Genomic DNA, 13,442 nt, shown 5'->3' on the forward strand with positions numbered 1-13,442 from the left:
GTCCTCAAAAGAAGGAGGTGCCCAATGGAAGCCTCGCGTTACTTCTCTGCCTTCGAATCACCCACGCGGTTTATGCGCGCGCCGGAAGTCCCCCCAAACCGGTTCATGGCCCGGCATTTACGCGGCGTATGTGGCGTCGGCCTCCTTGTACTGTCATTGGGATCTTCCCTTGCAGGTGGAGAACCGATCATTCCACCGACATCCACGGTCGCGTCGACCGTTCCGACCAACCATGACCTCAATCCGTACGGCATTGCTTTCGTGCCTGGCGGTGTGCCGCCAGGGAGTGCGCTGAAGCCGGGGGACGTCGTGGTGTCCAATTTCAACGCACCTTCCAACAAACAAGGCACGGGAACGACCATCGTGAAGCTTGTGACCGACGGCAAGCCGGTAACCTTTTTCCAGGGGCAGAATCTGGGGCTCACTACCGCACTGGCTGTGCTGAAGAGCGGGTTTGTGCTGGTCGGCAACCTTCCGACGACGAATGGCACAGCCATCACCTCAAACAGCTCGCTATTGGTGATCACCCCCAACGGAGCGTTTCTCAGCGAGCTGAAAGATCCAACCCTCCTGGACGGTCCGTGGGACATGACGGTAATCATCGATCAGGGACCGCAGGTCTCGGCGTTCGTATCGAACGTGTTGAATGGAACGGTGGCAAGGATCGACATCAACATTGGCCCGAGCGGCGCGACGCTCTTGAATAGCTCGCATATCATTGCGTCCGGCTACGCGCACCGATCCGATCCCGCAGCGCTCGTTATCGGCCCAACAGGACTGGCCTACGACGCGGCCCACGATGTGCTTTATGTCGCATCAACCAACGACAATGCGGTGTTCGCAGTATCGGGCGCTGCGGCGCTCACGCACGACAATGGACGGGGAAGCGTAATCTATCAAGACAATGATCACCTTCGCGGGCCGTTGGCATTGGCGCTTGCGCCGAATGGAGATCTGGTGACGGCGAACGGTGACGCGATTAACCCTGATCCGCAACATGGGAGCGAAATCGTCGAGTTCACGCCCCAGGGGCGTTTCGTCGCGACGATGCAGGTCGATCCGACACCTGGCTCCGCATTCGGCCTCGCATTCGGACTGAGCAGCAGTGGCCAGCCACAATTCGCGGCGGTGAACGACAACACGAATACGGCAACCGTCTGGACGTTACGCCCGATCGGCGGCAATTGACCCTGGAGTCGTTTCAGGAAACGGAAAACATTGCCCGGGAGCCGGCCGAGCACCGGCTCCCGGGCCGCGAAGGCCAGATTCATTCGTCGTGCCCGCTTGACCTTATCGCTTTGCCGGTCGTCGATCCCGTTTGCCGTCGGAGTGCGGCCAATGATCCCTAAGGGTTTTCCATAGATACAAAGTGACTGACACGCCATTGCGTTTCGGGTGGCATCTTTATATAGTTGTATAGACAGGGTTAGACATGATCACTCAATAGCTCGCGGCTGGGTGACGACCGGCCGGAAATGCAGACAAGTACACCGCGTGCATCACGCTTTCCATGACACGCCAGAACGCTTCGCCGGGCGATGCTCATCTGATCTCGCGATTTCCCTTAGAACGGCATCGCCAAACCTGGCAAAGCATACGGAGACAACATGGCAGTACAAATGGAACGGCGCACCATCGAGTTCATTCCTCATGAGGAGCGGCATGGCACGCCGTTCGGTCAATTCACGCTGTGGTTTGGCGCCAATCTGCAAATTACCGCGATCGTCGACGGGGCACTTGCCGTGGTCTTTGGCGCGGACCCGCTTTGGGCGATGATTGGCCTGCTGATCGGAAACATCGGCGGCGGCATTGTCATGGCGCTGCATTCGGCGCAGGGGCCCGGCATGGGCATTCCGCAGATGATTTCGAGCCGCGCCCAGTTCGGCGTTTATGGCGCCTGCCTGCCATTGGTGCTGGTCATCCTGATGTACCTCGGTTTTGCCGCCACCGGGACGGTGCTTTCCGGCCAGGCCATCAACAAGATCATCGGTGTCGAAACGCCGGCAGTCGGTATCCTCGTCTTCGGTGCGCTCACCATGCTGATTGCCACGGTGGGCTACAGGCTCATCCATACGCTCGGGCGGATCTCGAGCATCGTCGGAGCCATCGGTTTCACGTACCTGGCCATTCGTTTGTTTGCTACGGGTAATGTGCCTGCCCTGCTCGGCATGAAGCCTTTCGAATGGCCGACATTTCTTCTCGCTGTCGGCCTGGGCGCGGGCTGGCAACTGACTTTCGGACCATATGTGGCCGACTATTCGCGATACCTGCCGCAAAGCACGAAGGTCAGCCGCACGTTCTGGTGCACCTTGCTCGGCAGCGTGCTTGGCTCGCAATGGTCGATGAGCATCGGCGCACTGGTTGCGGCGGCCTGGGGCGCAACGTTCCTGAAGTCGCAGGTGGCCTTCATCGGCGACCTGGCCGGAGGCGGCGCCGTGGCAATACTCATCTACGTGGTGATTGTCACCGGCAAGCTGGCCGTCAACACGCTCAACGCCTACGGCGGCTTCATGACGATGCTGACCACGGTCACGGCATTCACGGGCACGCGCCGTGTCACGGCCACCGTGCGCGCGCTGTTCATCTTCAGCTTTATTCTGGTTTCCGTACTGATCGCCCTGCTGGCCTCGAAGGACTTTCTGGCAACGTTCCGCGACTTCGTGCTGTTGCTGCTGATGGCCTTCACGCCATGGAGTGCCATCAACCTGATCGACTATTACCTGATCTCGAAGGAGCGCATCGACATTCCGGCGCTATACGATCCCAACGGGCGCTATGGGCGCTGGAACTGGTCGGCACTGCTTTGCTATGCCGTGGGTGTCGCCGTGCAGATTCCGTTCCTGGCACAGCATATGTACACCGGTGCGCTGACCCATGCGCTGGGCGGCGCGGACATTTCATGGCTCGTTGGCCTGGTCGTCACCGGTTTCGTGTATTACGCGCTTGCCAGGAAGTCGGCGCGGACGCCAGCCCAGACCATCTATCCCGCGGAGGCGCACTGCCCTGCCGCGGAAAGGATCTGATCACTGGTGCAAAGGCCGCCCCGGCTCAGGATGCGGCGGCAGGCGCCGCACGCGCATTACCGGCGCATTACCGGCGCATTACCGATTAAACGCGCCTTCGATCGTGTAGCGCGTTCCGGGATGCACCATGCGAACCCATGTCACCGGCGCGCCCTGGCTATAGGTACGGCGCAGAACAATCAGGCATGGTTCGCTGCCGTCGACCTTGAGCAACTCCGCTTCCATCGGTGTGGGCCGGCCCGCCTCGATGGAATAGCGCGCCTCCCACAACGGCGCGAGCGACAACAGATACTCCGTCGGTGTGGTCCGCGTGAAATCCACGCTCAGATAGTCTGGCGCTGCTGCCGGATTGACGTAGCGGTCCTCGCAGAGCAGTGGCACACCGTCCTCGAAATGGACAATGAGCGAGTGAAAGACGGCGTTGCCCACCTGGAGCCCCAGGCGTTGCGCCAGTTGCGGGGTCACCTCTTCCTGCCGCACGAATACCACCTCGGCGTGATGACGGCGTCCCCGCTCGGCGATCTCCGTATGCAAGTCCCGGATCGTCAGCGTGGACGACGCCCGATAGGGTTGCGCCGCGAACGTCCCGACGCCCTGCACTCGCTCGACCACGCCTTCCGATTGCAATTCCCTCACGGCGCGGCTCACCGTCATCCTGCTCACGCCGAACTGCGCCACCAGTTCGGCTTCTGAGGGCATCAGCGTGCCGGGCGGCCACTTGCCTTCGCCCAGCCCTTCCTTGAGATAGGCCTTGACGCGCGCGTATGCGGCAGCGGGCGGGGAGTATTTCATGGGCGACGAGGTCTCCTTATGACTTTTCGGTTTTCGAGTGCCGGCGCGCAGGTGCCGAACCAGGCCACTCGCCGAGGCGTGTCTAGACAAGTGCGCAAGTTTAGGGGAAAACGCTGCCGCGCTGAACTTGAATATTCCTGACTATACAAGTATAGTCAGGTCATCGGATGCAGCCCCGGACAAGCACGACCGGGGCACCCCAACCCGCCAAGGAGACTGTTGCATGACCACCGCCATCGACCCCCGCTTCGACCCCACCCGCGAAATCCGCGCGCCGCGCGACAACCAGCTCACCTGCAAGAACTGGCTGGCCGAGGCTGCGTTCCGCATGATCCAGAACAACCTGGATCCCGAGGTCGCCGAAAACCCGCAGGCCCTCGTGGTCTATGGCGGCATCGGGCGGGCGGCGCGTGACTGGAAGTGCTACGACCAGATTCTTGCCTCCCTCAAGGAACTGGAGGCGGACGAAACCTTGCTGGTGCAGTCGGGCAAGCCGGTAGGCGTGTTCAAGACGCACGCCGATGCGCCGCGCGTGCTGATCGCCAACTCGAACCTCGTGCCCCAATGGGCCAACTGGCAGCATTTCAGCGAGCTCGACCGCAAGGGACTCTTCATGTATGGCCAGATGACGGCCGGAAGCTGGATCTACATCGGCAGCCAGGGCATCGTCCAGGGAACCTACGAGACGTTTGCCGAAGCCGGTCGCCAGCACTACGGCGGCGACCTCGCCGGGCGTTGGATCCTGACCGCGGGTCTGGGCGGCATGGGCGGTGCGCAGCCGCTGGCGGCTACGCTGGCAGGCGCCGTGTCGCTGAACATCGAGTGCCAGCAAAGCAGCATCGACTTTCGCCTGCGCACCCGCTACCTGGACAAGCAGGCCAAGGATCTCGATGACGCGATCGCACTGATCCGGCAGCACACGGCCGCCCGCGAAGCGGTGTCCATCGGCCTGCTGGGCAACGCCGCGGAAATCCTGCCGGAACTGGTCAAGCGCGCCCGTGCTGGCGGCATCAGGCCCGACCTGGTCACCGACCAGACCTCGGCGCACGACCTGATTCACGGCTATCTGCCGGCGGGCTGGAGTGTCGCGCAGTGGAAGGCCGCGCAGCGTGACCCTTCGCAGCATGCCCGCCTGACGGACGACGCCGCCAACAGTTGCGCGGCGCATGTGCAGGCGATGCTCGACTTCCAGTCGCTGGGCATCCCCGTGGTTGACTACGGCAACAACATCCGCCAGGTGGCATTCGACAAGGGCGTCAGGAACGCCTTCGATTTCCCGGGCTTCGTCCCCGCCTATATCCGCCCGCTGTTCTGCGAAGGCAAGGGCCCGTTCCGGTGGGTGGCGCTCTCGGGCGATCCCGAGGACATCTACAAGACCGACGCCAAGATCAAGGAGCTGTTTCCCGAGAACCAGCATGTGCATCGCTGGCTCGATATGGCGCGCGAGCGCATCGCCTTCCAGGGCCTGCCCGCACGCATCTGCTGGCTCGGCCTGGGCGAACGCCACCTGGCGGGCCTGGCCTTCAATGAAATGGTGCGCAAGGGCGAACTGAAGGCGCCGGTGGTCATTGGGCGCGACCATCTGGACACCGGTTCAGTCGCCAGCCCCAACCGCGAGACCGAAGCCATGAAGGACGGCACCGACGCCGTCAGCGACTGGCCCCTGCTCAATGCCCTGCTGAATACCGCGGGCGGCGCCACGTGGGTCAGCCTACATCACGGCGGCGGCGTCGGCATGGGCTACTCGCAGCACTCGGGCATGGTCATTGTCTGCGATGGTACCGAAGCGGCGGAAAAGCGCCTGGCACGCGTGCTGGTCAACGACTGCGGTTCGGGCGTCATGCGTCATGCCGATGCAGGCTACGAACTCGCGGTAGCCACCGCGAAGAAGTTCGGCCTCAAGCTGCCGATGATCAAGTAAGCCGAGATCGCAACACACCGCGGGAATCGAGCCCATGCGCATTGAACCGGACATGCGAGTCTGGACCGGTCGCGTCGACCATGCCGAAGGCCCCGCGGGCCGGCGCTGGCATCAGCAGATGCGTCCCCTGGCAACGCAAACCAGCGGAGTCGCCCTGCTGGGCTTCGCCTGCGACGCTGGCGTCGAGCGCAACCACGGCCGCATCGGTGCGCGTGGCGGCCCGCTTGCCATCCGCAGGATGCTCGCCAATCTGCCAGTGCCAGGCAGCGGCAATCTTGTCGACGCTGGCGACGTCCTGCCGCTGCCAGGCACCGATGATGACGGTCTGGAAGCGGCACAGGAAGCGCTGTCGGGACAGGTGGCCGACCTGCTGGCGCGCGGACTGTTCCCGATGGTTCTCGGCGGCGGCCATGAGGTGGCGTTCGGGTCGTTTGGCGGTCTGGCGCGCCACCTTGCATCTTTGCCGGCCAAGGGCGCACCACGTCCGCCTCGCATTGGCATCATCAATCTCGATGCTCACTTCGACCTGCGCATGGCCGACCGCGCCAGCTCCGGCACGCCGTTTCGCCAGATCGCGGAAAACTGCCAGGCACGCGGCTGGCCTTTCCACTATTGCTGCCTGGGCGTGAGCGAGTTCGCCAACACGGTGGCGCTGTTCCAGCGGGCAGAGGCCCTGGGAGTGTTGTGGCGCCGTGATACCGACATGGACCTTTCGCAGCGCGACGCGACACTGGCCCAGTTGGACGGATTTCTGTCGAACGTCGACCATGTCTACCTGACGGTATGCCTCGACGTGCTTCCTGCCGCCGTCGCACCCGGCGTCAGCGCGCCGGCGGCCTGCGGCGTGGCCCTGGACGTGATCGAGCCGATCGTCGACGCAGTGGGGCGATGCGGCAAGCTGCGCCTGGCGGATATCGCCGAGATGAATCCGTGCTTCGATATCGACGGGCGGACGGCTCGCGTCGCAGCGCGCCTGGTAGCCAGGATCGCCAATTTACGCAACTAAGTATTAGACGTGCCCGCGGGGCATCGGAGCGTCAATCGGGAGCGGATGAAGTTGGAGAAACGCAGCTGTGGCGTCGCGGGCACGTGCCGTGACTTCGCGTGCGTTCGGCCGCTCGGCGACGCCGAGCAGCAGGCTGACCATCAAATTACCCCACAGCAACCCGCCGAACTGTTCGGCAAGTTCGGCTGGACGGCCATTGAGAAGTCCGGACGCCTGAGCCCGGGCCATGATTTGCCGCAAGGCGGCACGACTCGTCTCGCGCCCTATGGAGTCGAGCGCTTGCGCCACCTCTGGTGCGTGGACGGCCTCGGCAATCGCCAGCCGGAATACCGCAATGACCGTTGGATCGGTTATCTCGCGGACGAGCTGCGTCCCGAAGGAAGTCAGTACGTGCGCGAGGGTCTCGCGATCGTCTGGCTCGGGCAAGTCGGCGGCTACCTGCAGTCGCGTGGCGCGCGCGCTGATGCATGCGATCAGCATTTCCTTCTTGTTGCCCACCAGCGCATACAGTTCTCGTTTCGATACTCGCGCGAGCGTGGCGATCTCAAGCGTGCTGGTCGCCGCGTAGCCACTCTTCATGAACGCTGCGAAGGCTGCATCGAGGATGCGCGAGCGCACCTCGGTTTCGTCGCGGCTTTCCTGACGCTCCTTTGGCAGCGATTCCGTGGTCATCATCGTCTCCCTTGACATTCGGTACCGCATAGTACCATACTGAAGCAACCCTCTGGTACTTACGAGTACCACGACTGCCAGGAGGCTATCATGCTCAAGCCAAGGATCCTCGTGACCGGCGCGACCGGAAAGACAGGCAGCGTCGTCGTTGCCGAACTGCTGAAGGCCGGCTATCCCGTGCGCGCTATGGTGCACCGGGAAGACGGCCGCAGCGCTCGGCTGAAAGCGCAGGGGGCCGAGATAACAGTCGCCGACATGAGTGATGTCGAGCGCGTGGCCGACGCGCTGAAGGACGTTCAGCGCGCCTACTATTGCCCCCCTTTCGACCCTTACATGATTCAGGGCGCGGTCGCGTTCGCCGTCGCTGCCAGGGAATCCCGGCTCGAACATATTGTTAGCCTGACCCAATGGCTGTCGAGTCCCTCGCATCCCGCCCTCATGACCCGCCAGCTCTGGCTTGTCGATCGGCTGTTCTCGATGACGCCCGGAGTCGCGCATACGATCGTAAGGCCGGGCTTCTTCGCTGACGCCTATCTCGCATTGACTGGGTTTGCCGCGCACCTCGGAGTATTTCCCTGGATCTATGGCGATAGCCGTAACGCGCCACCGTCCAACGAGGACGTCGCGCGGGTCGGCGTCGCGGCCCTGTTGGATTCCGCGCGGCACGCCGGGAAGAGCTACCGCCCCACCGGGCCGGAGCTCCTTGGCACGAGGGACATGGCCAAGGCGATCGGCCGGGCCGTCGGGCGATCGGTCAGGGTCGTGCCGATGCCGACCCGGCTATTCATAAAGGCCGCCCGGATGGGCGGCTTGCCGATCGATCTGATCAGCGGCGTTCGCTACTACATTGACGATCACAAACGCGGGGCTTTTGAGCTGGGCGCGCCGACCACCGACGTACTCGATGTGACCGGTCAGCCCGCCGAGGACTTCGAGACGATCGCACGTCGCTACGCGGCGCTTCCACGCAACCGGCGGACGCCCGGCAATTGGCTTCGCCAGTTCGCGCAGTTCGTGATCACCCCGCTCAGCCCCGGCTTCGATCTCGACCGATACGACCGTGAACTGCGCCGTCCGTTCCCATCAGAACCGCAATTTGCGCCTGAGTCCAAGGTCTGGCTGCGCGAGCATGCCATGGCTCACGCGGAGCGAGACGCTGAGATCGCAGAGCTACGAGCGCTGCGCGCTTAACTCTCGCGGGCGATCGCGGGAATTCGAACCAAAGGAGAGACTCATGCTGCCGCAACTCTGGTTTTTCGTTAGCATCGCATTCAGCTTCAGCGCGTGGGGATTCGTCGTGAAGCGATACATCTGGCCAAAACTCCGCCTCCTGGGACGGGCCGAAGCGCTGCGGCCTCTGCTTATCCTGCACAGCTTCCGCTTTATTGGGTTGGCATTCCTCGTCCCAGGTGTCGTGTCGCCCGAGTTGCCGTCCGCCTTCGCATATTCCGCCGCCTATGGGGACCTCGTTGCGGCGACACTCGCGTTTCTCTCGCTGGTATTGCTGCCACGCGGGGCTGGCATTGTCATTGCGTGGATCTTCAACTGGTGGGGCTTGGCGGATCTCTTGAATGCGTTCTATCAGGCCAATGATGCCGGGCTCGTGGCGGGGCAACTGGGCGCCACCTACTTCATTCCGACGCTGGTTGTACCGCTACTGCTGATCACGCACGGACTCGTCTTCCGGATTCTTCTGCAACATCAAAGTCAGTCCGCAATCTGGGAAAGCCGGCATCCCGGCGAAGAGCTATCAAGTGGAGGACACCCATGATCGACCCTTCCATCTCGAGCCACGTCGTTCGCCTTGGGGCGCGCGACGCCTTCATCCAGGAGTTCCCCGGTCTGGTCAACGCCAACACGAAGGACTGATGCCGCCGTGCACACCGATCCGCGCAATGGGCAGATCGGTTTTTTGTCAGCATTTCGGCATTGCAATCAAACAATTACATCCGGCGACCGGCCGGAAACAGTGCGCTCGCGCGCCAGCATGGAAGACACCAACCAGGAAGATGATCGTCGTCAGACTCATAATCCACCTCCGAAAGGACATCGAGGGGTTCGAACCCCGCCTGGCCCACCAACTTCCCCTTGGCAACGCATTGCGAACACCTGCCTTCAGCGATAATGGCCATTCGAGCGTCGCAGACTTCATGGATTATGTCGGGCCGGACCGACGAGTCTGCGCCTACGAGCGCCGAGGCACCGGCCAAAGCTTGAGCGCGATCCGACAGCACAGCAGATTGACAATGATCACAGGACACGTCTTTATTGCCACCAGCCTTGACGGCTTTATCGCCCGACCCGATGGGGACATCGACTGGCTTCTGAAGCGGGATGACCCGGCGGAAGACCATGGCTATCCGACTTTCATCGCCGACAAGGACGCGATCGTCATGGGCCGGGGCTGCTACGAAAAAGTCCTCACGCTGGGCGAATGGGCTTACGACAAGCCCGTTCTGGTGCTGTCCCGGCAATTGGCCGGCAAGCCAGTGCCGGAGAGGCTGCAGGGAAAGGTGCGGTTCTCGGATAGCACGCCCACGGATGCGATGAAACAGCTGGAGGATGCAGGCGTGCGTCGCGTGTACGTCGATGGCGGTCAGTTGGTTCAGTCGTTTCTGCGCGACGGATTGATCGCTGATCTGGTCGTCACCACCGTGCCAGTGTTGATCGGGGCAGGCAGACCATTGTTCGGCGCCCTGCCGCGCGACGTCAGTCTGGCGCTCGAATCGAGCCGGCACTTTCCGTCCGGCCTGGTGCAGTCGACCTATCGCGTGCTGTGCTGATTTGCGAAGATGCGATGATCAGGCTCCGCCCTTCCGCAAGTTTCCGCGCGAGAGTTTTTCCACCAGGTCTGAGCCCCGGCCAGGTGTGATCGCGGGCGTGCAAGGCACGACTCCATTGTCAGGAAAGGACCGGCCCAAGGCGCAGATGATGGATGAGCTCGAGGCTATGTCGCCAATGAAACCAGAGGTCATCGGAAACGGCCAGGGCAATCAGCCATGACGCTGCGACGATAAAAAGGTCGCAGCGCCCGCTGTTCCACCAATTCAGGGAGTGGCGGCCCGCGATCCAGGGCACACCCAGCGGATTTGGCCAGTCGGCCAGCAAGTGCATGACGCCACCGCAGGCAAAGCCGAATGCCGGCGCAGCCAACGCATGCGTTCCCAGTGCACGGTATGCCCCCACCAGTAGGCCGACCCAGGCGATGCCCCAGTGCGTCAAGGTGCGATGGGTAATCCACAGGCGGCGCGACTTAGACCACCAGGCCACTTCCAGCCAGTCGGGAGCGGTGCTGCCGAGCAGCGCCGCCACGAACCCAGCCGCGCTTGCCCAGTGCCAACCTCCATCACCGCGCTTCGCGACAACAGCGGCGAAGATGACGGCCGCCGCCCATCCGGTGGCGTGGTGTGCTTTGCTTGAGGCCATGATGGAGCCGCGCTTGTTCGCTGCTGGTCAGTGAGGGGCCGCAATCTTGGCAGATATGCCCGTGAAACGCCAGCGCGGACCTGACAGCGTGGTCCCGGGGCCCACGAAGCCGCGTAGTGGCTTATCGCCGGCCTGCGCTGCCGGTCGGAGAGGACGATGTCGATATGACGACGTGCCACGTTCAGATGAGTCAGCACATGCCAGTATTACGCGAGGTGAAGACCAGCATGGTTGCCGCCGGCGCATTGTCTGCGCCGGCCATGTCAGCGTCCGTAGCAGTCCCGCACCACGGGCCGCAGACCGTCAGTTGCTGGCGGTGCCGGGCTCGCAACTCGTGAGCTCGTAGCCAGCGCATTCGCCTCTGCGCCGAGCTTGAACTCAGCAACGGCTTCCGCCAAGGTGTAGGCCTGCTCGTTCAAAAGTGAGGAGGCCGCTGCCGCCTGCTCCACCAACGCGGCGTTCTGTTGGGTTGCCTGCCCCATTTCCTCAACCGCCTGGTTGATTTGAGTGATGCCCGTGGCTTGCTCGCCCATGGACGTGCTGATTTCCGCGATGATCGAAGTCACTCGACGAATTCCGTCGACGATCTCGTTCATGGCCTCACCCGCTACCTGAACACGCTGAGCCCCCGACTTGACGCTGACCTCGGAAGTCTCGATAAGCGCCTTGATCTCTTTGGCAGCGGTGGCACATCGATGCGCCAGGCTACGCACTTCGCTCGCAACCACCGCGAAGCCCTTCCCGTGCTCGCCTGCTCGCGCCGCTTCAACTGCCGCATTCAGTGCAAGGATATTGGTCTGAAAGGCGATGCCATCGATGACGCCAATGATCTCCACGATCCTTGCGGAAGACTGCGCGATGTCGTCCATCGTCGTCACCACATCGGAAACAACCCTGCCACCCCTTGTTGCTGCCTCACTGGCGGACGTTGCAAGACGCGTGGCCTGTACCGTCGCTTCCGCCGACCTGCTCACCGAGCCAGTCAATTCTGACAGCGCGGCGGCAGTCTCCTCCAGATTGCCCGCAGCCATTTCGGTGCGGCGCGACAGATCCTGATTACCGGCTTCGATATCCCTGGTCGCAATCTTTATGGACTCGCTGCCATTGCGAATCCGCAACAACACCCCTCCAAGTTTTTCGACAAACGTATTGAAGGACGTCGCAATCTGCGTCACTTCGTCACTGCCGATGGCCGGCAGGCGCTGAGTCAGATCCCCGTCGCCGGACCCGATCTCATACATCGCGTCGCGCACGCCGGATAGTCGGCGGAAGGCTTGCGCGGTCAGCACGCCGCTCAGCGCCGCTGCGGCGGCTGCCAGCAGCACAATGGCGATGGCCGATGCCTTGATCATGTCGTTCAGGGCTGCGGTGGCTTCGGCCTTGTCGAGAGCCACTACCAGTTGCCAGTCGGTGCCATGGATAGGCTTGGCACGCAGCAGCTTTGCAGCGCCATCCAGTTCCACCTCAAGCGGCTTGGTCTCTCTCGTCAGCGAGGTCAGAGTCGCCGGCGTCAAAGCCGGCGACAGCTCGATCACAGGTTTCCGGAGGTATTTCTCCTGGGGGTGTGCCAGGATGTTGCCATCCTTGCCCACCACAAATCCCAGGCTTGCTGGTGTCGGATGCACTGCGGCAACGACGTCGCGAACCCCTTCCAGAGACACGACTGCCGATACCACGCCCTCCAATGCGCCATTGCGCAGGATCGGCGCCGCAAACGATACAAAGGGCTTGCCGCTTGCAGCATCGGCGTAGGGCGTGGACACAATCTGCTTGCCTGCCGCTACCGTTTCCTTGTACCAGGGGCGGGTGGTCGGATCAAAGCCTTCCGGCATGCGCTCCTTGCTGGCTACAAAGGACCGGTCCTGCCACCCTGCTGTAGTAACCGGGAATGCGCCGGCTCTTTGCAGTTGGCGGACGATGCCATGTGGGTCGCCAGGAGCAATCTGGTCGGCTGCAGCGGCCACCATCGTAGCTTTTGCTGCCACCCACTCGTCGAGAGCCAGTGCATGGCCGGTCGCGACGGCATCGAGGTTCTGCCGAATCGTTTCGAGATTGCTGTTACGGACGATGACATACGTCGTACCGGCGGTCAGCGCGAGTGCGGTCACCACGATGCCGGTGGAAATGACCTGAATCCTTGAGCGAATAGATCGAAGCATACGAGAGAGGATGTCTCAGATGAACAGCGTTCAGGGCTTGGTGATGGATGGAACATGAAGTGGCAGACCCATCGATTTCTATTACGTACGGCCGGCCGCGCGCTCGTGTCGGCAGTCTCGCCGAGCAACGTAATTAATAATTACATTATCCATAAATATTTGATTGTAAACATAATTTATCCAGTCCAATATGTTACACAACATCAGTTAACGGTCCGACCCAGGCATTGTTTACCCCACTTTCCGGGGGCACGGAAGCCCGGTTCAGTTGTGCCTGGAAAGGCCGCGGCCATATCGTCCATCAGTCCGGCCAACGCCTCGCCGACTGCGACCACGCCCGGTGGGCTGGCTGCCGACCCGGCCTACTTCACCGCGCCGCTGGATCCCGACTCGCTGGTATCATTCGTGCGCTCGGCGGATCCGGCTGGCCTCAAGGCGGTCAT

General features: G+C 62.4%; 11 protein-coding genes. 7 read left to right on the forward strand and 4 right to left on the reverse strand.

The window, feature by feature from the left end; translation table 11 throughout:
- Positions 1 to 24: 24 nt before the first annotated feature.
- Both RM96_RS16405 and RM96_RS16410 read left to right on the forward strand, forming a co-directional pair.
- On the forward strand, positions 25 to 1,188 hold the full coding sequence (locus RM96_RS16405) for a hypothetical protein (protein ID WP_193752467.1): 1,164 nt from the start codon (positions 25 to 27) through the stop codon (positions 1,186 to 1,188).
- Positions 1,189 to 1,607: 419 nt separating this feature from the next.
- Positions 1,608 to 3,023: a purine-cytosine permease family protein gene (locus RM96_RS16410; protein ID WP_039012062.1), complete on the forward strand. Its 1,416-nt coding sequence runs from the start codon at positions 1,608 to 1,610 to the stop codon at positions 3,021 to 3,023.
- Positions 3,024 to 3,101: 78 nt separating this feature from the next.
- Here the strand turns inward: RM96_RS16410 and hutC are convergent, their stop codons facing one another.
- Entirely contained in the window at positions 3,102 to 3,815 is a 714-nt protein-coding gene (gene hutC / locus RM96_RS16415) for a histidine utilization repressor (RefSeq protein WP_039012064.1), read from the reverse strand.
- Between the two features lie 223 nt (positions 3,816 to 4,038).
- Between hutC and hutU the strand changes: the two genes are divergently transcribed.
- Entirely contained in the window at positions 4,039 to 5,736 is a 1,698-nt protein-coding gene (hutU, locus tag RM96_RS16420) for a urocanate hydratase (RefSeq protein ID WP_039012066.1), read from the forward strand.
- Between the two features lie 34 nt (positions 5,737 to 5,770).
- Complete coding sequence (gene hutG / locus RM96_RS16425; RefSeq protein ID WP_039012068.1) at positions 5,771 to 6,742, forward strand: formimidoylglutamase; 972 nt, start codon at positions 5,771 to 5,773, stop codon at positions 6,740 to 6,742.
- Between the two features lie 3 nt (positions 6,743 to 6,745).
- Here the strand turns inward: hutG and RM96_RS16430 are convergent, their stop codons facing one another.
- Positions 6,746 to 7,417 (reverse strand): TetR/AcrR family transcriptional regulator, encoded by a 672-nt coding sequence (locus RM96_RS16430; RefSeq protein WP_039012070.1) that lies wholly within the window; start codon positions 7,415 to 7,417, stop codon positions 6,746 to 6,748.
- An 87-nt stretch (positions 7,418 to 7,504) separates the two neighbouring features.
- Between RM96_RS16430 and RM96_RS16435 the strand changes: the two genes are divergently transcribed.
- From RM96_RS16435 to RM96_RS16445, 3 genes are all read left to right on the forward strand, one after another.
- Complete coding sequence (locus RM96_RS16435) at positions 7,505 to 8,605, forward strand: NmrA family NAD(P)-binding protein (RefSeq protein WP_039012072.1); 1,101 nt, start codon at positions 7,505 to 7,507, stop codon at positions 8,603 to 8,605.
- A gap of 43 nt (positions 8,606 to 8,648) precedes the next feature.
- Positions 8,649 to 9,185 carry a hypothetical protein gene (locus RM96_RS16440; RefSeq protein WP_039012074.1) on the forward strand — a complete coding sequence of 179 codons (537 nt, stop codon included), beginning with the start codon at positions 8,649 to 8,651 and terminating at the stop codon, positions 9,183 to 9,185.
- A 475-nt stretch (positions 9,186 to 9,660) separates the two neighbouring features.
- Positions 9,661 to 10,197, forward strand: a complete 537-nt coding sequence (locus RM96_RS16445) for a dihydrofolate reductase family protein (RefSeq protein WP_039012075.1) — start codon at positions 9,661 to 9,663, stop codon at positions 10,195 to 10,197.
- Between the two features lie 118 nt (positions 10,198 to 10,315).
- Here RM96_RS16445 and RM96_RS16450 read toward each other — a convergent pair whose 3' ends face one another.
- Together RM96_RS16450 and RM96_RS16455 are read right to left on the reverse strand one after the other, a co-directional pair.
- Positions 10,316 to 10,840 carry a metal-dependent hydrolase gene (locus RM96_RS16450; RefSeq protein WP_039012077.1) on the reverse strand — a complete coding sequence of 175 codons (525 nt, stop codon included), beginning with the start codon at positions 10,838 to 10,840 and terminating at the stop codon, positions 10,316 to 10,318.
- 263 nt (positions 10,841 to 11,103) lie between these two features.
- Positions 11,104 to 12,999: a methyl-accepting chemotaxis protein gene (locus tag RM96_RS16455; protein ID WP_052279543.1), complete on the reverse strand. Its 1,896-nt coding sequence runs from the start codon at positions 12,997 to 12,999 to the stop codon at positions 11,104 to 11,106.
- Positions 13,000 to 13,442 lie beyond the last annotated feature (443 nt).

The organism is Cupriavidus sp. IDO (assembly GCF_000812465.1).
Taxonomy (GTDB): domain Bacteria; phylum Pseudomonadota; class Gammaproteobacteria; order Burkholderiales; family Burkholderiaceae; genus Cupriavidus.

Coding starts and splice junctions, on each gene's coding strand:
- hutU (WP_039012066.1), top strand. CDS start 4,039: ATGACCACCGCCATCGACCCCCGCTTCGACCCCACCCGCGAAATCCGC.
- RM96_RS16440 (WP_039012074.1), top strand. CDS start 8,649: ATGCTGCCGCAACTCTGGTTTTTCGTTAGCATCGCATTCAGCTTCAGC.
- RM96_RS16430 (WP_039012070.1), bottom strand. CDS start 7,417: ATGATGACCACGGAATCGCTGCCAAAGGAGCGTCAGGAAAGCCGCGAC.
- RM96_RS16410 (WP_039012062.1), top strand. CDS start 1,608: ATGGCAGTACAAATGGAACGGCGCACCATCGAGTTCATTCCTCATGAG.
- RM96_RS16405 (WP_193752467.1), top strand. CDS start 25: ATGGAAGCCTCGCGTTACTTCTCTGCCTTCGAATCACCCACGCGGTTT.
- RM96_RS16445 (WP_039012075.1), top strand. CDS start 9,661: ATGATCACAGGACACGTCTTTATTGCCACCAGCCTTGACGGCTTTATC.
- RM96_RS16455 (WP_052279543.1), bottom strand. CDS start 12,999: ATGCTTCGATCTATTCGCTCAAGGATTCAGGTCATTTCCACCGGCATC.
- RM96_RS16435 (WP_039012072.1), top strand. CDS start 7,505: ATGCTCAAGCCAAGGATCCTCGTGACCGGCGCGACCGGAAAGACAGGC.
- hutG (WP_039012068.1), top strand. CDS start 5,771: ATGCGCATTGAACCGGACATGCGAGTCTGGACCGGTCGCGTCGACCAT.
- RM96_RS16450 (WP_039012077.1), bottom strand. CDS start 10,840: ATGGCCTCAAGCAAAGCACACCACGCCACCGGATGGGCGGCGGCCGTC.
- hutC (WP_039012064.1), bottom strand. CDS start 3,815: ATGAAATACTCCCCGCCCGCTGCCGCATACGCGCGCGTCAAGGCCTAT.